Raw genomic sequence first — 20,545 nt, forward strand, 5'->3', positions numbered from 1 at the left:
TATTTATGCTCTCGTAATGGCACGTGGAAATAAAATATTATTTTCTAAATGAATGTGCTCAAATAAATCAGACTCTAGCGCTTCAAGACGTTGGTAAACAAGTCGATAAGTACCGCAAGCACCTTCTGGAGGAGTAAAGTCATTTGTCACTTTACGAAGTTCTTTTATAATATTTCCAGCATGATTGTGCTCATTTTCTAGTTCATTTACTACTTTACGTAACTTAGCATAGTTTTCATTAGTTGGATTTTGTTCAAATTCTAAAATTAATGGAAAATCTTCCATTTCTTCTTTAATTAAATGCTGTTCTAATTCCATTTTAAGTTCATGAAATAGCTTATGAATTTGAGCTAAATGAGGCTGACTTGCCCCATGAACACGTAATACTTTTGTCACATATGGACTTAACTGTGGTAATTCTTCATTTAAATAGCGGTGATGCTTATTTATAACATAATCAATCAATTCACGATAAGAAGCATTTTTTCAATCAATTTTCGATTCATTTAATCGTTTCGTATTATGATAAAGCGTATTTAACTCTGTAAGCACTTCAGTAGCTGATAAATTTCTTTCATGAATTGCATCAATAAGTGGCTTATTACCGCCACAACAAAAATCTATTCTATATGATTTAAAAAGATCACTAGCTTTCGGAAATTGTGTAACAATCTCACCAACAATTGAAGTTTCAGTAAATGTATGTTCCATATGAATGCCTCCATAAAGTTTGAATGTAATATCTGAATTAAGAATAGCGATAAATGAAAAACAATGTGGTGATTGAAATCACTTATAATGTGTCAATTTTGAGGATAATAAGATGAGTTTTATAAAAGGAAGAGGGGGAGGGGGAATTCGTCATAATAGTTTCTGATAATAAAAAAGAAGCTTACTAGAAGCTTCTTTTTTACTACTATTTTTCACATGCAACTCCATCGCCATCACGATCAAGATGTGAGTCATAATCTGTTTGTCCTTTATATAGAGGAGCTTTCCCGGCAGCTCTAACTGCAGCACAATTTTTGTAATATGCACTGCTAGTATTTCCTGAAGCAGGTTGTGTTTGAGCTTGCTGTGCTTTTTGCTCTTCTTGTTGTTTACGAGCTTGTTCATCAGCCTGACGTTTTTGCTCTTCTTGTTGTTTACGAGCTTGTTCATCAGCCTGACGTTTTTGTTCTTCTTGTTGTTTACGAGCTTGTTCATCAGCCTGACGTTTTTCATCCTCTTGCTTACGAGCTTGTTCTTCGGCTAGACGCTTCTCATCTCCTTGCTTTTGAGTTTTTTCGTCCGCCTCTTTTTTTTCTAGCTCTTTTTTCTTTTCGATATCTTTCTGTTCTTCATTGTTAGAAGCAACTTTTGTACTAGTTGCTGTCGTTTTTTCAGAAGAAGGATCTGAAATACCTGATAGCGCAACAAAAATGACAAATAATACGGCTGTAATAATAAATTGTTTTTTCGCTACACCTGTTTTCTTAATAACAGATAAGATTGCTAGAACAAGGAAGAATATAAATAGAATGAAACTTAAAGTAGAAAAAAACTCGACGACGGGGTGTTCCGATTTTGTTGTACCGGCCGTTATTAATATAATAGAAATCATAAAAAAAATAACGGTAGGACGTCCATATTGTTTTGCTTTTCCATTTTTCTTAAAGAATGAAATAATACATAAGATTAAAAGAATAAAAGCAATAAGAAATAGAGCTGCACCAATATTACTCAAAATCGCCATTTTCATACTTCCATTTGTAAGATTTTTCTTATTGATTATATAGGAACTTATTGGATATTACACGTTTTATATAAATTTAAAAAATTAATATTTTTACTAGACTTATAAACATTTATTTTATATATAAGGAAAAATAGATATATATCCTATTACGTTTTGAAAGAGATTTCATAAATTATAGTATATCGATTGAAAGGAGGAGATTTGAATGGAATTTCAATTGTTGGTAACTTGTATATTACAAGAAGGTAATGCTTACTTTTTAGTAACGAAGGTAGACGATGTTATTACGTTAAAAGTACCGATTACTGCGGGAGTAGCAGGTTTATTTTTAGCTTTAGGTGTACCAAGATGTTCTTAATTTAAATCTCTATAGTAGAAGGGGAAGGGACATGCCTTCCTTTTCTACTATTACATAATATAATTATGTAAACTTAAATATCATATTTGTGATAGCACGTTTGAAATGGACATGCATATACTATAATGTTTCATTGGATGTTAGCGGTGAAAGGTAGTTTTAATAAGTGCATCCAGTGATGTTTTTAAGTTATGAAAATAAAAGAGGTGCTATTATATATGAAAAGAAAAACATTGGATATTCCAGTTACATTGCGAAGAGAGTGGTTTTTAATAGAGTTAGCTCATTTAACGAAAAAATATGGAATTGAAATTGCAACTAGCAAAATGGATGCTGCACCGTTTTTAAGAGATCAAGTTACGGAGTCAAAGATAGGGGAAGGGCTACAATATGATAAATATGATGATGAATATATAATTGAAAATTAAAGGGTAACAACAAAATTAAATTAATTTATAACAAAGTATAAAATAAAGCAGATTCTAAATATAGAATCTGCTTTATTATGAAATACTTGTAGTCAACTAACCTCTTTCTAGTGTTTTTCCTACATATTTCTCTTGCGTTATTCCAAAAGATTCACGAAGAATGCGAGCATAATCTTTAGATTCTATTGGTCGTTTATTTTTAGTGCCTTTAAAGGTTTCTGTATAATTTTTATTTGTTAATGATATGTGACCATAAGTAGTTAATTTACAAGTGATAGCCCCTTTATTAAAAGGAGATTCTTTATGCTCTACAATCACTTTTTGAATGTTATTCACTTTTTTCTCATCTATTGGATCTACAGTGAAAGCATAGCCTATTTTCCATTCGTTTGAAGGTTCAGATTGTAAGAAACTTGTAGATTCCCCGTTAGCTCCTTTTCTCATTTCTAAAATATGCGTACCTTTTCGAGTATTTCGCTTACGAATTCGATATTCTCCTGTTTGAGAGGAGATGACTTCTCCGTTAAAAGGGACTGGATGTAAAGGGAGATGAGATGCAAAACCTGCATCCACAACATAATCTTTATCCTCATGACTTAATATGATAATGACATGACCATCATCGGGTTTCCATTTATTATCGTACAGATCATAAACAGTACCGGCTACTTTGTATACTTGAAACCCACAATCAATTAAAAAATAATACAATAAGGAGTTTAATTCATAACAAAGTCCACCTCGTTTTTGAATAAGTAACTTTTCTATTAAGTTATCTTTTGAGATATTTTTAATAGTACCAGCCATAATATCAAGATTTTCATAGGGGAGAATCATTCCCATTTTCAAGAGAATTTCATCTAAATCATCAAATGTTATTTCTTTTGCAGGAATTTCTAAGCGTTTAAAAAACTCCTTTTGTAATTTGGTCATCATAAAGTATTCTCCTTTCTTTTTACAGAATTTTCTTCTGCTCACCGATAGGTTAGTACTTCTAAAAAGTTAATTCAAGTGTGCGGAAATTATCATAATATATGTTTCTGGAAATATGATTTTATATTCCGAAATTTCAATTTAATTTTCAATCGTAGGAAAGTCTTATAACACAAGCTCCTTTAAAATTAGTTTGTATTTAATGAAAAGAAAGTACATATCTTTATTATATTTTTAAATAACTAACTAGTAATAAAATGTTTTTTTACTAAAATTTTTTCAAGATTTGTATGCTTTATATAAACAATAATGATTTAAAAAATATCTGGGTGTAGCGAAGTTAACAATTATTGAGAAACTTTTTTGTCGTATTCTATCAAAAGGAAGAGGTAGAAACAAAGAGAATAACGAGAGTTAAGGAAGAGGGTATACAACTAGTAACCTTCTAAAAATAGGGCTATCATCTTTTAAAAATAAAAGATTAGCTATTATTAAGGAAGGGAAAATATAAAATATTATAAAGAACACCTTCTTTCAAAAAAATAGGGGGAGTAATATGCGACTGATGAGAAGATGTGTGGCCTTACTAATTGTATTTTTTATCATGGCTCCAACGATTAGCACAAATGTACAGGCAGAAGTTGTAAAAGAGCTTGGAAAGGGGTTTCCTGATACAGAAGTATTCACACCTGGAGAATGGTTTTTAGGCCAAAAACCTGCTAATTATGATGAGAATAAACCGCCAATTCTCTTTGTACAAGGAAGAAATGGTAATGCTGATAGTTGGTATGGAAAGACAGTATATCATGATATAAATGATATGTATGATTATGCTTTAAAAGCAGGCTATCAAACAGTGTTTATACAATTGTATGATGCAGCGGGGAAAGGTTCGGCTAGTCAGTGGGATAACGGAAAATTGTTGGCACAAAAACTTGAAGAAATATATAATCATTTCGGTAAGAAAGTTAATATTGTAGCGCATAGTAAAGGTGGAATTGATACACAAGCTGCATTAGTTGAATATGGTGCGAATCGATTTGTTGGAAATGTTATTACACTTGCTACACCGCATCACGGCTCAAATTTAGCAGATTTGTCATATAGTTGGTGGGCAGGGTGGCTTGCTTCTATATTAGGTCAAAAAGATGATGGTACGTACTCGTTACAAATAGGTGAAATGGCAAAGTTTCGTTCAATAATAGATAACAACCCAGCAGCTAAATTAAACCGTTACTATACGGCTACTGGAACTAGCTGGGGGCCAACATTTTCTGCATTATCTATGGGTGGGTTATATTTATCATCGTACGGTTCAAATGATGGACTAGTAAATGAATGGAGTGCCAAGCTATCGTACGGTACACATTTATTTACAGATTCCAGATTTGATCATGACAATATAAGAAAAGGATCAGCTGTTTTTGCACGAATTGAACCATATTTACGTACGACAAATGTGGGATTACCAGCTTTAGTAGCATCCAGCACTAGTTCAAATGAAAATCTAGAACAATTAAATACAACTTCAAATCAAAATATTTTAGGAGGCGAATTACCACAAAATCAGTGGATAGAGCAAAGTATTTCTGTTGATAAAAAGGCTGAAGGAATAGTTTCTGTACTAACTGCTTCTTCTGATGTTGAAGTACAAATGGTATCTCCAAAAGGAAAAATCTATGCAAATAAAGATAGCGCTATAACTACTAGTGAAGGCGAATCTTTCTTTAACGGGGCGACAATTAGAACATTTAAGTTTGATAAATTGGAAGTAGGCGAATGGAAAATCAAAATGATGGCGAAGCAGTCGAAAGATGCATATTTAGTTGTAAGCGATTACAAGGATGGCGCGCCATTTGTTCTTCAAATGCCTACAAAAGTTAAAGTAAATAAACCTGAGTATAAACTGAAAAAATCACCTGTAGCACCTGAAATGAAAGGGGATCTTTCCATAACAGTAAGAGTCGTTAATAAAGAAGGTAAGTTAGTCTCTGAATTTAATGAATTACAAAATGTTAATACGAATACATTTACAGGTGCTTTGAAAGATATAAAACAACCGGGAGTATATAACGTTACGATGGATATAAAAGGGATGAATAAAGAAGGAAAACCATATAATCGTACGATTGTTAAGTCGGTTTATGTAGAGAAATAAGGAAGAATAAATAAGCATAATATAAAAGTGCAGAAATCTTGTGTTAGAAAGAATTCTGCACTTTTTTTGCGTGATGAAAGATAATAAAAGTCGAAGAAAACTGTTATTCAATAAAAAAAGATGCTGAAATAGCATCTGAATGTAAAGAAATAATATTAACTTAGTTTTGTAACTGTTAATTCAACTGAATTTATACCATTGTCACAAGTTACAATACTTTGACGATTAAAACCACTATTATTTCTAAGTTGAAGAGTTGAATTAGCAGGCACTGTAACAATCGTTTCGCCAACAAGTTGAAGACATTCGTTATTTGATGAAGTATTCATTTGAATAGCGAAGTCACCTTGACTATTAGCAAGTGGATTGTTATTTGAAAATATGGTTATGACTGGGATATGTGGAAATACAGGATTTAAAGTAGTATTAATACTGGAAATGAACGAAACTCTATAATCACCAGCTTGTCTAAAGTGTATAGTAGTAGGATTTAGTAAGGAAACGCCTCCTGCTAAAGGTCCAACGTGATTAAATGGAAAAGGATCGCCAAAAGGAACAGTTATAAATTCAGTTTGCCAAAAAGTTCCGTATGCAGGACAGCTTCGTTTATGTGAATGGTCACATGAACATTTTTTATTTGAACTGGAAGAAGATTTGCATGAGCATTTTTTATACGAGTTTGAAGAATGATAGTATGAACCCAATATATTACCTCCTATTCTTAATAAATTTAAACCACATAGTAGTTTATGAAGATGAATCAAAATTGGCGTGTATGCTTGTACTATAAAAGGAGATAGATGTGGAATATAAAGTGCTCAAATGATGAAATGTAGTATTTGGGTATTACCTGTAACACCTTTTGAAGATGATAAGGTTCATAATTTGATAGAAAAATAAATGGAATTTCTAAATAGATTGAAGTAACGAGGAAACGTTTATCCCGCTATTTTCCGAGCAGTAAGACTCCCATCTCAAAATTCAGCGAAAGCAAAGAAGTTAGGTGGGGGATGAATTAAACCCCCACTCATTAAAGTTTCACTTTACTATATTTATTTAGTCTGACAAAACAGCAATATTATCTTTAGCTGTATGGATGTTATCATTTGGTGAAGTTATGACATTTAACTGTATGTATATTAGGTTATTCAGTTTATTTTTTTATTTGCGTAGCTGAGCAGGAAGGAGTCAGAAAATATAGAATAATGTACATATGAAGCATCGTTTGTTTTTGGTGTGAATAGTAATTAAAGATACGCTAAAATATTTAAAATTGTAACGAAAGAGAGATTAAATAATAGAGGGAGCAACTTACATGGAAAATATATTAAAGGTATCTTCAAAATCAAGCCCAAATTCAGTCGCGGGTGCAATAGCGGGTGTACTAAGAACAAGTGGTAATGTGGAAATTCAAGCGATTGGGGCTGGAGCTATAAATCAAGCGATTAAAGCAATTGCGATTGCAAGAGGGTTCGTCGCTCCAAGTGGTATTGACTTAGCCTTCGTACCAGCATTTCAAGAGATTTCTATCAATAATGAAGAAAGAACAGCGATTAAATTAATTGTAGGCCCTAGAAAGAAAAGGTCTTAGTAGAAGAGAGTGTTACTATAAGGAGAAAAGACCAATAGACTTCCCATGTTAGATACGTTATTTTATGTAACCGATCCTTGGGTGTGGACATGGCATTATGCCGGACGCATGTCTGTTAAGTTCTCCTTAAACTTAGCGAGTGTTCTAGATACTTAAAAATGCCAAATCCTTTATGATATAAGGGATTTGGCATTTTTGATGTTTTAAAAATAAACACCCTTAAAACTGCTCATTCTTTTCCCAAGATTCAACGATATAGTATGGGAAACCTTATTATATCAAGGTTTTTAAGTGGTGATTTCCCTCGATGCTCACATTTTGCTCACATTAAATCTTTTCATTTTTTATCAGGTGTTTTCATTAGATTTGATTATGCTCTCGAAGTTTTCCGCTGCTTGTTGCTGCATGTTCTGTGTGATGTGGCTATACTTGTCTAACGTCATTTGAATAGATGAGTGTCCTAAGCGATCTTGTACGATTTTAGGGTGTTCTCCAGCCTGAAGCATGAGTGTAGCGTGAGTATGTCGTAAGTCGTGTATACGAATTCGGGGAACACCAGCTTTTTTATAGTGATCATTCAAAAAGCGATGGGGAGCATCTATATGTAAGGGCGAATGTATCGTATTGCCAGTGAAAATAAAGGCCTCTTCATTCAAGTGTATACCCCAGCGGAAAAATTCTTTCTTTTTATAGGAGTAGTAGGATTGTAACTTCTCTATAACAAAAGAAGAGATACTAATGCTTCTATTTGAGGACTTAGTTTTTGTAGCAGCTTTAAAAAGTCCTTTTTCTGTTTTTACAAGCGATTTATTAACCAGGATACGTTTATTATCAAAGTCAATATCTTTCCATGTTAGTGCAAGTAATTCTCCGCGTCTCATACCTGTATAGAGTGCAAGTAAGAAGAACATATGGTACTTAATATTTTTTTCTTTTAGATACTGGAGGAATCGATTACATTCTTCGCTGGACCATGTTTTCATCTCACCTTGCTCTTCACGTGGTTTTTTAACCTTATTCATTATATTATCATGTATGATTTCCCATTCTACAGCGTGTTTGAAAATGCATCTTAGGCAGCGGTGGATATTGCTGATTGTACCATTTGATAGTCCTTTTTCTTTAAGTTCAGCATAGTAGCTTTGAATCATTACGGGCTTAATACTTTTAATTTTTTTGTAACTAAATGGGGGAAGGATATAGAGCCTAACTAAGCTCATGTCTTTTTCATAAGATGTAATTTTTAATTCAGCTTTACGAAGAGGCATTAACTTTTCCCATACATCTAAAACAGTTAATTGTTTGTCATCAAAATATATTCCTTTCTCTATCTCTGTAATCATTGTTGCAGCAGCATTTTGGGCTTCTTTTTTTGTTCTAAATCCACTCTTACTTTTTTGCTGGCGTTTTCCTGTGGCCGGATCTATACCGATATCTATTGTAAAAGACCACGTATTTCCACGTTTACGAAAACTTCCTTTCATATTCAATACCTCCTGAATCGTTATTTTTGAAAATTACAGTATTGTGATATTTGATTCTGTAATTTACTTGCTAATAATTGATTTTCATAATGTAAAAGCCTTTTTTCAGCAAACTGTGTTGTTACATTGAATTTTTCTGAGATTATATATGCTTTTAACTGTAGGGGAGGAAGCTTTCTTAACATAAAAGTAGGTACACAAAATTGTTGTGCGAAGTTTTTAGCCTTTGCTTCTTGGTAATCTAGAAACATCTGATGCATTAATAATTGATTACCTGAATGAAATAGGATATGACAAGTCTCATGACCAAAATCCTCCCATTGTTCTTGCTGAGAGATACGATTATCAATAACTAAGTTAGCTATTTGATTCCTTTCCATTGCATGACTTCCAAACGGAGCAAAGTACAACCAAATGTTTAGCTTTTTCGCAATCTCTATCATATCAATTTGCTCGGGAACAAAAATAGATAAGGATTGGTACAAGTGCTGGATATAGTCTTCAAGTTGTGTTGTATAGTAGGGTTGCGATTGAAACATATTTTCACTCCATTCGTATTTTGAGAACGTATGTTCTTATGATATAACAAAAATGAAGAAGTTGGAAGAATATTAATGAACAAAATTTAAACAAATATGGATTAGTTAATGGCTTGTATTTATTATTCGTACTGCAAGTAAGGGGGATTAGGTAGTGGAATGGATAAGAAAAGTTGAATGAACACATTTGTAAATCACTGTCTATATTTTAGAAATTAAGGTAAAATATAGACAGTGACTTATTCGTAAGTTTTCGTTTTTTATCATAGAACTTAAATAACGATTTAAAAACATATAATTATATTATTAAAGCAGATAGATAAAATACAAATCTCAAAAAATCTAAATATATTATAGTAGAAGGAAGGAAAAATGTTAAAATGATATCTCCTAACCAACTTTTGGAAATACCTGATTTTCAAAGTGATTTACAAAATGAAAAATTAATTTTATTTGTCGGTTCTGGATTTTCTCTAGATTGTGGAAATTATAATTGGGTTGATTTAGTAGAACAAATTATTATTCATCTTCAAAGGGAAACTCAGGATAAAAAGTATGAAGCGCTAAAGATTTTATTAGAAACTGGGACAGATGTTCTAGATATACTAGATTTAATGGAAAAATCTACACCTAAACGTAAAATGATAGAGGGATTATTAAATAATATTAAAGACCCAATAGTTTCAGAAAAGCATGAGAAATTAATCCATATTAGTAAAAAGTTAATTACTACTAATTATGATAAGTTAATTGAATATAATTCTGATATAAAACATATTTTCACATATGATAACTTATATCATATTGCTGGTATTCGGGAGAAAGATGAGTTTATATTAAAACTTCATGGTTGTATAAATGATCCGGATAAATGTATATTATTCAGAAAGCAATATGATGATATATATACGAAAGAAAGTGCTGCAATATTAAAAATGGAGACATTAATTCAAGATTATACATTTCTATTTCTTGGTTTTAGTTTCAATGATCCATATGTAAAGCAGTTATTTGATCACATAGATACTATTTTAAATGGATATTCGAAAACTCATTATTTAGTATCAACAGAAAATAGTTTACCATCAGCAAAATACATAGAAACCGTAAAAATTGAAAATTGGAATCAATTAGATTTATTATTAAATGACCTAGAAGAATTTAAAAAAAAAAGAATAATTAATGAGATAGTTACAGAGGAAAAGTTATTTGAAATAGATGATGACGATGATTTTAGAGATTTTATAATTGATTTTCATGAGAAATCACCTAGCTATAGACCATTAGCACTAGGGTCGGAGTTTAAAGGAATTACAAGAAAATTCAAGGATATGAAATGTAGTCCTACCATGAAAATTAACTTTGATAAGCGTTTGTCAGTAAGGTTTCCATTAATTACTGAAATACTTGATACAGAAGATTATATTGAAAGTGATAAAAAAGAATTAATTACGGATTTAATTATTACTGAGTATTGTAAAATTGATTTGTCGAGTTATAAATCTGGAGATATGGTTTTTGAAACCTTAGTAACAAATATAACGGAATTATATGAAAATAAAATCCCACTTAATGGTGATAGACTGAGGTTTTATACTAAAATTTTTGTTGCATGGGTGATTAATGAGTGTGATATCTTTAATGAGAGTATTGAAGATGTTATATAGAGAGTGAAAGTAGGAATAAAGATGAACTATTTTATGATGACCAAACATAAAACTCTTGAAGAAAATATTTTATATACATCTAAAGTTTTATATCAATGTTTAGAAAAACCAATGCATATTGATGAGTTATTCACAAAATATTATGAAACACAAAAAAAAGAAATTAATATAAACATGGAAAAGACACTTTTTCTTAGTTTAGTTTTTTTATATAGTATAGGAAAATTAGAAACTGTCAATCATGTAATAAAGAAGGTGATGTAATGATAATTGAGAAATTAAGCATATATAATTTTCATACAAGAAAATTAATAAAGGATTACACATTTAATACAGTTGGATTGAATGTCATATTAGGAGATAAAAGAAATGAAAACGAGGACACTAATGGTGTAGGAAAATCAACTTTTATTAGGCAGTTACACTTTTTACTAGGAAAAGACTTTTCAAAAGAAAAAATTCCAGGTGTTTTAATTCAAAATAATATATTAGTAACTTTAAAAATAGTAGTAGATGGAAAAAGTGTACACTTAGCGAGGCTTTTTACTGATCAAGAGCATGGTTATATTTTGGATGGAGAAAGTTTCAATATCGATTTAAGTATATGGGAAAAATATAAAACAAATAGATATAGATTGTATATCGATAAATTAATGAATTTTAATATGAATAATATTAGTTTTGCGGCTTTAAGGGAATACATAATGAGAGATGAGAAAGAAGGGTTTAATTCTGTCATTATTAAGGGAAGGAATGCTTTACAGCAACATAAAGTATTGAATTCATTATTCAATTTACCTAACAACTATGAAACTGATATAGATAAAATGACAAAGCAAATTAAAAAAATGGAAGATGATAAAAAGTTTATAGAATCTTACAAGCATTCGGCTGAAAAATTAGAAATTGAAAAACAGAATATTGAAAAGGAAATTGCTATATTAGAGAAGCAAATTTTAGAACTTAATATAGGGGATTTTAGTACTAAACAAGCAGATGTATATTCAGTGTTAAAAGAACAACAGAGTAAGATTCAATCATCTATCTATAAAATAAAACATAGTATTAAGCAGTATCAGAAAAATATTGAACATATTAATCGAAAAAGTGTTGAGTTAGAAAAACTAAATGGGTTAAAAGAATTCTATAATCAAATCAATGTTGTGTTGCCAGAGAATATTGAAAAGAATTTTGAGGATATCCAAACATTTTATAATTTAATGAGACAAGATAGAGGGAATTTCTTTATAACGAAAATTGAAGAAGCGGAATTTGAATTAAGTATTTTGGAAAAACAAAACAATACTCTGACTGATAAAATTAATGAGTGCACAAAAACTCTCAAAGAAACAAATTTTATTAATGATATTTCTCATATTCAGAGGAAATTAAGCCTTCTTCAAAGTCAACTTGCTCAAATTGAGATACGAATAGCCGATTACGAAAGAATAAATGAAATTAATATAGAAATCCAAGAAAAAAAATTAGAGAGATCCAAAGAAATTGTAAAATTAAACAACAATTTCAAATCATATAATGAACAAATAATTAGACTAAATCAATTATTTAATCAAATTATTTTAGATACATATAATGTTCAAACTGGCTATCTGACCTTCTCTTTTAATAATAATGATAAAATGAACGCAAAATCAGGGAGAATAACAATTGATAGTTTCATTCCTGAAGAAGAGTCATTTGGACGATATAATTCTAAAATAAGAGCAATTGATTTAACATGGTTAATGTATAGAATCGAAAACGGACTACCTATAAACTTCTTGGTACATGATGGTTCATTTTCTGTAACTGATAATTATGCAACATTTAAAATGCTAAAAACCGCTCATGAGTTTTTATGTGCGCATGGAAGAGGGCAATATATTGTTACGCTTAATAGAAAAGATGTAGATGCAGAGGCATTAGCTTATTTTAAAAAGAACAAGCTTGTGATAGCAGATTTGAAAAAGGATCAAGATGAAAATCGTTTCTTTGGTTTTAAATATTGAGTAGAGAAATGATAAGTATTATACAATGTTTTTTGTTCTTTTTATTAAGTAAGTGTTCTTTTTTTATAGAATTGGTTATTTTTGGAAAAAGTGCAATATTTAGTTGAAGTAAAGTTAAGTGTTAATAGCATATCAACACTTAACTTTTTTTATTTGTTGGAAATTGCTTGTTTTCAGATTGATTAATAAATTCCCAAAAACGTTTTAATTCTTCACGTTTCTCAGGAGACGCATCTTTAATATCTTTAAACCAGAGACCTAGTTCTGGATCGTATGTGGTTTTATCTAATATAGATGTTTCTATTCGATTAGAATTGGACACCCTGCCTAGTAAAAAATCAGTAGTAACGTTAAAAAGATCAGCGATTTTTAAAATAGTTTCCATAGGTGGTTGTTTTGTGTTATTTTCATATGCAGTATATGTAGTACGTGCAACACCTAACTTATTAGATACATATGTTTGTGTCCAAATAGAGTCTTTCTTCTTTTTTTCTTCGCGTAAACATTTCAACTGTTCTCCAAAAGTCTTCAAAATAATCACCACCATTGAGTTAAAATAGTATCTCTTATTATAAACTAATTTTTATGTTACTAATAGTAACTTGTTATTTAAGTTCCTAAAAGGAACTTTATTGTTGACTTGTTCCTTTTAGAAACATATAATTGAATTAAGATAATCATTAGTAATATAGAGAGGAGTATTGATATGAGGAAATGGTTAAAAGATTTTAGATGCGTAAAAGGTTATACTCAAGAAGAGGTTGCAAATCAATGTAATATGTCTAGAAGTTATTACACACATATTGAAAATGGAACTAAAACACCGTCAGTTCTAATCGCTAAAAGATTGGGAAGAAGCTTGAATTTCAATTGGACTATTTTTTTTGAGAATAAATGTTCCTTAAAGGAACATAGTGTGATGAAGGGGGGATGTTAATGATTAATTTTGATATTGAATCATTTCGTCAAATCATCCGAGAAGAAGTACAAAGAGCAACTGAACATCTTCAACCAATGAGAGAATTACCGCCATTTTTAACTATTACAGAATTAATGGAACTATTACATATTAAACGTACCAAAGCATCTGAGTTATTAAACCGTTCTGATTTTCCAGTATGTCGCGAAGCGGGAGTTCTTATTCCTACACATCTTCTTTTTAAGTGGATGGAGAATCACACTGAATGGGTAGAAAACAATACTGAGTATTACAATCCATTTAAAGAATCCGTCTAATAGTAAATTACCATAGTAAGTTGTCACAAATAAATATTGCTTTAGGTACGAATGGGGGAAGTAAACGATGTCCATAGGAAAAGAAGTTGCTATGGCACGCAAACGAAAGGGAATCACCCAAGAACAACTCTCCTTAGAAATCCCCGTGAGTCGTGAGTCACTAGCAAAATATGAAACTGAACAACGACGTTTACCAGAAGATTTACGAAGATGTATTACTGAAGGAATTGATGATCCACAGTTGTTTTTTAAAATGTGGAGTGAAGCAGCAGGATATGTAAGTATTCCGTTCTTTAACGGAGAGCATATAGAGCTTCATCCTACAAGTATGAGGTACATGGTCAATCAAGAAACAAATGAAGCTTTGGAACAACTTGATACGGTATGCTGGTTTAAGCCTTCACAAACTTGGTCTGAAAGTGAGAAAGAGGATTTGAAAAAGGTAATGCATGAAGTCTTGGATGCTACAGGTTCAATGATGAGCCTCGTAGCGGTCCTATGTGATCAATATGGTATTTCAATGAAAGACGTCTTTAAGTACTGGAAAGTATCATTACGAGCTAGGAAGTATATAAAAGCTTAATTTAATTATTTTATTGGGGAGGTTTAAGTTATGACAATTGATTATGCAAGTCCAACTTTAAATCAATATAAAACGCTAATTCGTAAGGAAGCAAATTTATATGGTGATATTAGAATTGCAGCAGTTTGTGGGGACTATATGAAAGCTAGGAATTTAAAACAAGAGAAGAAATTAATGGAGATAAGAATTCGAATTATAGAAGCAGCATTTGTTTTGAAAAACAAAAAGAAAAAAGGAAAGGCCACCGCGTAGCCTGCGATAGCCAATCATGACAGTAGATAAATTATAGCATATAACAATTTAGTGCGACAAGCTGTTGTGCTTGTCGTTATGACCAGAAAGATTTGTTAACTCTAACCGCTTAATATACATTACATTCTGGTCATAACGATGCGTACAGTATCAAATTATTAAAAATGGGGAGCAAATTATGAAAGTAGAATGTAATCGTCTGTTCGACTTAGTTCTACCAGGTGATTTTGCTTTTGCAAATGAATTACATAACTGCATGGTGACATGTATTCATAACATGTTCAATGCTGGTTCATTAGATGAAGCAAATCATTGGGAGAAAGAATTAAATAGATGCGCAAAAGAATTCAAGAGCCTTCGTAATGAAAAAGAGGATCACGATGTATCAAAGAGTTATCGTGTAGTTGTTAAAAGCCTTCAAGGGCAGGGGATCAATGCATCAGTAGTTAGTCGTAAAAAATAAAAAATCTATCACTTTGCAGAGTGATAGATTTTAGACCCTTATAGAGAGTCTTTCTAAAAATTGAATTAGATTAAGTATATCAAAGCAAATCAAGCAAAACAATGGAGGATGGAAAATATGGCAGTTTATAGACCAGTTCAAGTTTCATATTGGCAAGATGCTTTCGTTTTAGATCTTACACCGGAGGAGAAATACTTCTACTTATACTTAATGACTAATAGCAAAACTTCTCAGAGTGGTATCTATGAGCTTCCATTACGAGTGATAGAAATGGATACAGGGTATAACCGTGAAACGGTTGAGAAGCTGTTGGAGCGGTTTGCTGATTACGGGAAAATTCATTACAACAAAAAGACGAAAGAAATTATGTTGATTAATTGGCTTAAATTCAATGCTATTACAAATTTGAATATTGAAAAGTGCGTGTTAAAAGAAATCCAGAATATTAAGTGTGAAGATTTTTTAATTGATTTTTATGAGACATGTTTAGAGTTAGAAAAGCAGCAAGATTTTAAAATTCCTCGTATTAAGGAATACTTCCAAGCTCGTTTTGAGTGGCTTATAAGGGGCTTCGAAGACCCTATGAAGGAAAAAGAAGAAACAAAAACAGAAACAAAAGAAAAAGAAGAAACAAAAACAAAAACAAAAGAAGAAGCAGCAAGCTGCTCAAGAGATAAAAAAGTTGCAGAAGAAAATCCAATAGCATTTTATGAGCAAAACTTTGGAGTTCTTAAACCATTTGTGGCTGAAGGGATTAATGCGTGGATTGAAGATTTGAATGCACAGCTTGTTATTAAAGCAATGAAAATAGCTCTAGAAAAGAATGCACCTAATATGTCTTATGTACAAGGTATTTTAAGAGATTGGCATGCTAAGGGGTATAAGAGTATTACTGATGTTGAAGCTGCACAAACTCAATTCCGTAAGAAATACCAGTCACGTGGTGGGAGAAGTAATGCTCGAAAAGAAATTATTCCTGATTGGTTACATACTCAAGATACGGAAACAAATTCTCAGTCAGTAGAGCTTAGTGAAACCGAATTAGAAGCTGAACGTAAACGTTTAGAACAAGTGTTATCTAAATATAAAAAAGAGGCTTAGGAGGATTGTAATGCCAAAGCAGTTAACAATATTTGATGTTGAGCCTGTAGTAGCATTCGATACGGAGAAAGCAAACATTCATCGATTAAATTCTAAAGTTCGTTTTACGGATGTAGTTGTTCAAGTGCCAAAACAAGTAAGAGCTACTGATGAATTAAAACCAACAACAGCGCCAAATGATCAGTATGAATTATTTGAGGAATATACAATTGGAATTTGGAGATTTAAGCGAGTGGAAGATAAGCAGTTCGATTGGGAAGAAGCGGAGGAGCTTTGCAAGAATGCGAGAGATAATAAAGAACCGATTTCTTTACGACTTTATTTATCATTAGAACAATCATTTATTCCCGATAATGTTGTGGAATATCTATAACAAAATAAAAAAGTCGAGATTGCTCCCGACTTGCTGCGACAAAATAATCATAACATACGGGAGTGGTCTTAGTGGGAAGTATTAAAGAAAATCTTGTAGAAATGAAAGCTGAAATAGATTTGAAAATAAACGGAATATATGTTGTTAAAAATGGTCAGGTCCAACTAATAGAACCACCCCAAGGTGGATTTGGTGAACAATCATTTGTATATCAAAGTGGAAAAGTAATTCGTATGGAAGAACGAAAAACACAGTTACTTTAATCAAATTTGAATTTTATTAAAAAGGGGAGATTTAAGTGATTGAAACAATAATAGTGAAGTGGTATTGCAAACATTGTGATTCTTTTAACCGTACAGAGGTACGTGCAAAAGGGAACGTTAATGATGAACATTATCATGGCTTTTGTAAAAAATGTAATGAACAACATTATGTAGTTATGTCAGTTCAATTAGGAGCAATGCAACCTGTAGAAGAAAACTAATCCAAAGCGTTATTTGAATAGAAAAGGGGCAAGCAAAGATAAAATAAGACCGCTCCTTTATAGGAACGGCCGTACAAATATCATGTGCTGGAGGTTGCTCCAAATGGCATAAGATGTTTTCTCTAAAAAGTATGGACAAGAAGTTTTACGGTTATACGTAAAAACGGCAGGCAACTAATTAAGTTACCCGCCTGTTCTCAAGTGGTACGGAGGAGAGAGCTCCGTTTGGAAAGAGTACAGCCTTGGGAAATCGGCTTGCAGATAGTATGTACGATATAAAAAAGATTATTCGTAAAATGAAATATAAATGATTTTTTAATGAAAGTATTATTTTGTAGGATATTAATTAAATCGGAATTTTGTTAAGAGATGAAATGTTGAACAAATGTGAATGATTAGATGATACTAAGGTAAAAGAAAAAGAACCCTTTATAAGGATTCTTTTGGGGAGTCAATCTAACATTCACATTCATAATCACGGTAATATTCATCGCACGAATCATTTCTATCATTGCAGCAGATACAAAATGTCTTTTTAATCAATACTTCAATGAAATTAAGGAATTCGGTATTATTTGTGAGAGTAAGGCTTTGAAAATCTTCTACTTGAAATACTCTTGTTTCATTTGTAGCAAGAGTCGCCATAATTGGTGTGGGAGATTTTCTTGTTTGAATAGTTACTTCGATGGGGAAGACATCTTCGGGTACAGATATTTGAAGTAATGTTTTATTGTGATTATTAGTTAAATCTTCAAAAACTCTTCTTGAAGTGTCAGGGGGTACGATGATGGTTACAGGGACATTTTCAGTTGGAGTGGTATCTGGACCAGCTACGGTATGAGTTTCGATAAAACAGTTATCTTTTTGAAAGTAAGAATATGATTGTTCTTTATAATACTTTTTATGAAAATCATTCCTATCATTGCAGCAGATACAAAATGTTTTTTGAATAAATATACTAATGGTGCTACCGGTATTGGTATTATTTGTGAGAGTGACGTTTTGAAAATCTTCAACTTGAAATATCCTTTGTTCACCTGCAGTTATTGTAAAGGTAATTGGTCCAGACCTTCTTGTTCGAATGGTTACTTCAATTGGTTGAACACCACCAGGAACGCGAAAATCAAGTAATGTTTTATTGTGATTATTGGTCAAATCTTCAAAAGGTGTTCTTGAAGTGTTAGCTGGTACGCTAAAAGCTAAAGCACTATTTGAATCAGATATTGTATGAGTTTTGATAAAACAGTTATCTTTTTGATGGTGAGTATACGATTGGTTTTTATAATACTTTTTACCATCTTTATAAAAATAATCAGCCATACTTATGTTGCTCTCCTTTCTTTGAGATATCTATATATTTTATAAAATAAAGCATAAAGTGCTTGTACAAAATAATAAAATCCGCTCTCGTAATTAATTTAAAAAAATTATTTGATATGTAAATGTAAGAGCACTTCGGGAAGTGCTCTGTAAAGACTATCCATTCTAAAAATAAAATAAAATATTTTATGAATTTATTTTTGATATTTGGTGTATTCTTTGTATAAAAATTTCATTAGAAACTGAAAACTAGATGCCATAATAGCGCCTAGTTTTAAAGGAGTACTGATACTAGTTTAATTTGATAATGTTTAATTCTAAAGCATTTATTCCATTATCGCATGTACGAATGTCTTTTTCGCCTACAAAGCTATTATTTATAAGTTGAAGTGTTGAGTTGGCTGGGACTGATAAAATAGTGTCCCCAATGAGTTGAGTGCAATCTACATCCTCTGAATCTAGTATCGAAAGACCAAAAGTAGCTTTGAAATTGGGAATTAGACTGTTATTTAATAGTATAGAAATGGTAGGCGAATAAGGGAATGAAAGGGCTACAGTCAAGTTAATCGAGGAAATGAAAGAAATTCGATAATCCCCAGCTTGTGTGATATTAATTGTGGTTGGATTTAACAGAGAAATTCCCCCTACCATAGGGTCAGCCTGATCGAAAGAAAAAGGGGATTCGAAAGGGACTGTAATGATTTCCGTTTGCCAAAAAGTTCCGTAAGCTACTGATAGTGATCCAGTCGGTCCAGTCGGTCCAGTCGGTCCAGTCGGTCCAGTCGGTCCAGTCGGTCCAGTCGGTCCAGTCGGCCCAGTCGGTCCAGTCGATCCAGTCGGTCCAGTCGGCCCAGTCGGTCCAGTCGGCCCAGTCGGTAGTGTGAATGGTGGAACAGGTGGTAAAGTAGGTCCAACTAAATTAGGATTTATTGCAGCAGAAGATAAAAACTCGTCCATTATATTTTCACCTCTGAATAGTTAGTATTACTAATAGTAAATGCAGGGATAGAGAAAAGCGAAATGGACAAGTGAGGAATTAGACAATGGAATTTTCATAAAAGCGTTATTTTATTAAAGGAAAATAGGTGACTCAGCAAGTGTGCCAGCCGAGTCACCCAGTACTATCGATCCAAATAATGTTCTTTTTCTATATGTATTTATGTTGAGTTCCTAGAGGCTAGCTCAAAAACCACAGTTAAAGGACAAAGAAAATCATTTTAGAGAGTATTAGATTTTATTATGTTAATGCTACAACAGCAAGAGTTAAGCCCAACGTATTTAATGTATTAGAATATGGTCCTACATTAACAGTAAGAGTACTTGTTATACCTGAAGGTGTAGTGAAAATTGCGGGTGCTGATACAGAAGTGAATCCTGCAGTATATCCAAGAGAAGTACCTGAGCCAATGATTGGATTATTATTCAGATACATAGTGATACCTGCCGAATTACCTCCTGGTTGAATAATAACTTGCACTTCATAGATTGCCAAATAGGTTCTTCCACCTTCAAGTAAAACAGTTGTTGGTGGTGCGAATGAGATTGCTGTACCATTAGAATTTACCACGGTATCTAGTGGGATCGCAGAATTTACAGAAACTATTGTTGGGGTAGTTTGAACAACATTTAAACTGTTAGCCGTGGGGGATGGACAAGTGCAAGGTTTGTGAATTTTAGAGTTGTTATCATTTTGGTAATTCACAAATAATCAAACCCCTTTGTGTAAGATAATTTTTTATCTCATATAAAACGTAGCTTTTTTGTGTATCTATGTTATTTTTAATAAGTTTATAAAATTTAGCCGAATAGTATTGGTCAGTCAATTCTT

Annotated in this window: 25 protein-coding genes and 1 pseudogene; 16 read left to right on the forward strand and 10 right to left on the reverse strand. The window is 31.9% G+C overall.

Annotation, left to right across the window (positions count from 1 at the left end; all coding sequences use genetic code 11):
• Positions 1 to 3: 3 nt before the first annotated feature.
• Positions 4 to 711 (reverse strand): annotated as a pseudogene (gene ric, locus ACTFP3_RS06850) (iron-sulfur cluster repair di-iron protein).
• Positions 712 to 916: 205 nt separating this feature from the next.
• Positions 917 to 1,735 (reverse strand): excalibur calcium-binding domain-containing protein, encoded by an 819-nt coding sequence (locus ACTFP3_RS06855; protein ID WP_440009766.1) that lies wholly within the window; start codon positions 1,733 to 1,735, stop codon positions 917 to 919.
• A gap of 208 nt (positions 1,736 to 1,943) precedes the next feature.
• Here ACTFP3_RS06855 and exsG point away from each other — a divergent pair, with 208 nt between their 5' ends.
• Positions 1,944 to 2,096, forward strand: a complete 153-nt coding sequence (gene exsG / locus ACTFP3_RS06860) for an exosporium protein ExsG (RefSeq protein ID WP_000395679.1) — start codon at positions 1,944 to 1,946, stop codon at positions 2,094 to 2,096.
• Positions 2,097 to 2,314: 218 nt separating this feature from the next.
• Positions 2,315 to 2,524: a hypothetical protein gene (locus ACTFP3_RS06865; protein ID WP_000824206.1), complete on the forward strand. Its 210-nt coding sequence runs from the start codon at positions 2,315 to 2,317 to the stop codon at positions 2,522 to 2,524.
• A 96-nt stretch (positions 2,525 to 2,620) separates the two neighbouring features.
• Here the strand turns inward: ACTFP3_RS06865 and ACTFP3_RS06870 are convergent, their stop codons facing one another.
• Positions 2,621 to 3,460, reverse strand: a complete 840-nt coding sequence (locus tag ACTFP3_RS06870; protein WP_086385939.1) for an arylamine N-acetyltransferase family protein — start codon at positions 3,458 to 3,460, stop codon at positions 2,621 to 2,623.
• Between the two features lie 553 nt (positions 3,461 to 4,013).
• Here ACTFP3_RS06870 and ACTFP3_RS06875 point away from each other — a divergent pair.
• Positions 4,014 to 5,615, forward strand: coding sequence for an esterase/lipase family protein (locus tag ACTFP3_RS06875; protein WP_061457105.1), 1,602 nt, complete (start codon positions 4,014 to 4,016; stop codon positions 5,613 to 5,615).
• Positions 5,616 to 5,770: 155 nt separating this feature from the next.
• Here the strand turns inward: ACTFP3_RS06875 and ACTFP3_RS06880 are convergent, their stop codons facing one another.
• Complete coding sequence (locus ACTFP3_RS06880) at positions 5,771 to 6,319, reverse strand: preprotein translocase (RefSeq protein ID WP_142318238.1); 549 nt, start codon at positions 6,317 to 6,319, stop codon at positions 5,771 to 5,773.
• Between the two features lie 611 nt (positions 6,320 to 6,930).
• On the opposite strand from ACTFP3_RS06880, the gene ACTFP3_RS06885 reads away from it, so the two are divergent.
• A complete protein-coding gene (locus tag ACTFP3_RS06885; protein ID WP_000427801.1) occupies positions 6,931 to 7,206 on the forward strand; it encodes a stage V sporulation protein S in 276 nt (91 codons plus the stop codon).
• A 347-nt stretch (positions 7,207 to 7,553) separates the two neighbouring features.
• On the opposite strand, the gene ACTFP3_RS06890 is transcribed toward ACTFP3_RS06885, so the two are convergent.
• Positions 7,554 to 8,690, reverse strand: a complete 1,137-nt coding sequence (locus ACTFP3_RS06890) for a tyrosine-type recombinase/integrase (protein ID WP_440009771.1) — start codon at positions 8,688 to 8,690, stop codon at positions 7,554 to 7,556.
• 20 nt (positions 8,691 to 8,710) lie between these two features.
• Entirely contained in the window at positions 8,711 to 9,229 is a 519-nt protein-coding gene (locus ACTFP3_RS06895; protein WP_440009774.1) for an ImmA/IrrE family metallo-endopeptidase, read from the reverse strand.
• A 401-nt stretch (positions 9,230 to 9,630) separates the two neighbouring features.
• Here ACTFP3_RS06895 and ACTFP3_RS06900 point away from each other — a divergent pair, with 401 nt between their 5' ends.
• From ACTFP3_RS06900 to ACTFP3_RS06910, 3 genes are read left to right on the forward strand one after another with little or no spacing between them, the layout of a single operon-like run.
• The gene (locus ACTFP3_RS06900) at positions 9,631 to 10,896 is read left to right on the forward strand and encodes an SIR2 family NAD-dependent protein deacylase (protein WP_440009777.1); all 1,266 of its coding nucleotides are present in this window, start codon (positions 9,631 to 9,633) and stop codon (positions 10,894 to 10,896) included.
• A gap of 36 nt (positions 10,897 to 10,932) precedes the next feature.
• Entirely contained in the window at positions 10,933 to 11,160 is a 228-nt protein-coding gene (locus ACTFP3_RS06905) for an ABC-three component system middle component 6 (RefSeq protein ID WP_440009779.1), read from the forward strand.
• On the forward strand, positions 11,160 to 12,905 hold the full coding sequence (locus ACTFP3_RS06910; RefSeq protein WP_440009781.1) for a DUF2326 domain-containing protein: 1,746 nt from the start codon (positions 11,160 to 11,162) through the stop codon (positions 12,903 to 12,905). The genes ACTFP3_RS06905 and ACTFP3_RS06910 overlap by 1 nt, the downstream gene beginning before the upstream one ends.
• A 139-nt stretch (positions 12,906 to 13,044) precedes the next feature.
• On the opposite strand, the gene ACTFP3_RS06915 is transcribed toward ACTFP3_RS06910, so the two are convergent.
• Positions 13,045 to 13,437 carry a helix-turn-helix domain-containing protein gene (locus ACTFP3_RS06915; RefSeq protein ID WP_098920106.1) on the reverse strand — a complete coding sequence of 131 codons (393 nt, stop codon included), beginning with the start codon at positions 13,435 to 13,437 and terminating at the stop codon, positions 13,045 to 13,047.
• A gap of 174 nt (positions 13,438 to 13,611) precedes the next feature.
• On the opposite strand from ACTFP3_RS06915, the gene ACTFP3_RS06920 reads away from it, so the two are divergent.
• From ACTFP3_RS06920 to ACTFP3_RS06960, 9 genes are all read left to right on the forward strand, one after another.
• Complete coding sequence (locus ACTFP3_RS06920; RefSeq protein WP_440009784.1) at positions 13,612 to 13,842, forward strand: helix-turn-helix transcriptional regulator; 231 nt, start codon at positions 13,612 to 13,614, stop codon at positions 13,840 to 13,842.
• Positions 13,842 to 14,141 carry a helix-turn-helix domain-containing protein gene (locus ACTFP3_RS06925; RefSeq protein WP_220553748.1) on the forward strand — a complete coding sequence of 100 codons (300 nt, stop codon included), beginning with the start codon at positions 13,842 to 13,844 and terminating at the stop codon, positions 14,139 to 14,141. Before ACTFP3_RS06920 ends, ACTFP3_RS06925 begins: the two co-directional genes overlap by 1 nt.
• Positions 14,142 to 14,208: 67 nt before the next feature.
• A complete protein-coding gene (locus ACTFP3_RS06930) occupies positions 14,209 to 14,724 on the forward strand; it encodes a helix-turn-helix domain-containing protein (protein WP_440009788.1) in 516 nt (171 codons plus the stop codon).
• A 30-nt stretch (positions 14,725 to 14,754) separates the two neighbouring features.
• Positions 14,755 to 14,976 carry an RNA polymerase subunit sigma gene (locus tag ACTFP3_RS06935; protein ID WP_440009790.1) on the forward strand — a complete coding sequence of 74 codons (222 nt, stop codon included), beginning with the start codon at positions 14,755 to 14,757 and terminating at the stop codon, positions 14,974 to 14,976.
• Positions 14,977 to 15,154: 178 nt separating this feature from the next.
• Complete coding sequence (locus ACTFP3_RS06940; RefSeq protein WP_098277454.1) at positions 15,155 to 15,439, forward strand: hypothetical protein; 285 nt, start codon at positions 15,155 to 15,157, stop codon at positions 15,437 to 15,439.
• A 117-nt stretch (positions 15,440 to 15,556) separates the two neighbouring features.
• Positions 15,557 to 16,540 carry a DnaD domain-containing protein gene (locus ACTFP3_RS06945; protein ID WP_440009793.1) on the forward strand — a complete coding sequence of 328 codons (984 nt, stop codon included), beginning with the start codon at positions 15,557 to 15,559 and terminating at the stop codon, positions 16,538 to 16,540.
• Between the two features lie 10 nt (positions 16,541 to 16,550).
• The gene (locus tag ACTFP3_RS06950) at positions 16,551 to 16,913 is read left to right on the forward strand and encodes a hypothetical protein (RefSeq protein WP_001125992.1); all 363 of its coding nucleotides are present in this window, start codon (positions 16,551 to 16,553) and stop codon (positions 16,911 to 16,913) included.
• A gap of 71 nt (positions 16,914 to 16,984) precedes the next feature.
• On the forward strand, positions 16,985 to 17,176 hold the full coding sequence (locus ACTFP3_RS06955) for a DUF3954 domain-containing protein (RefSeq protein ID WP_000534814.1): 192 nt from the start codon (positions 16,985 to 16,987) through the stop codon (positions 17,174 to 17,176).
• Positions 17,177 to 17,211: 35 nt separating this feature from the next.
• Complete coding sequence (locus tag ACTFP3_RS06960) at positions 17,212 to 17,397, forward strand: hypothetical protein (protein ID WP_088119525.1); 186 nt, start codon at positions 17,212 to 17,214, stop codon at positions 17,395 to 17,397.
• A 456-nt stretch (positions 17,398 to 17,853) separates the two neighbouring features.
• Here ACTFP3_RS06960 and ACTFP3_RS06965 read toward each other — a convergent pair whose 3' ends face one another.
• The 3 genes from ACTFP3_RS06965 to ACTFP3_RS06975 form a co-directional block, all read right to left on the reverse strand.
• Positions 17,854 to 18,717 carry an exosporium protein D gene (locus ACTFP3_RS06965; RefSeq protein ID WP_116365547.1) on the reverse strand — a complete coding sequence of 288 codons (864 nt, stop codon included), beginning with the start codon at positions 18,715 to 18,717 and terminating at the stop codon, positions 17,854 to 17,856.
• A 291-nt stretch (positions 18,718 to 19,008) separates the two neighbouring features.
• Entirely contained in the window at positions 19,009 to 19,674 is a 666-nt protein-coding gene (locus tag ACTFP3_RS06970) for an exosporium leader peptide-containing protein (protein ID WP_440009797.1), read from the reverse strand.
• A gap of 280 nt (positions 19,675 to 19,954) precedes the next feature.
• Complete coding sequence (locus tag ACTFP3_RS06975; protein WP_001109241.1) at positions 19,955 to 20,419, reverse strand: hypothetical protein; 465 nt, start codon at positions 20,417 to 20,419, stop codon at positions 19,955 to 19,957.
• Between the last annotated feature and the right edge of the window lie 126 nt (positions 20,420 to 20,545).

Origin of the sequence: Bacillus cereus group sp. MYBK5-2, from assembly GCF_051915685.1 — a bacterium.
Classification (GTDB): domain Bacteria; phylum Bacillota; class Bacilli; order Bacillales; family Bacillaceae_G; genus Bacillus_A; species Bacillus_A cereus.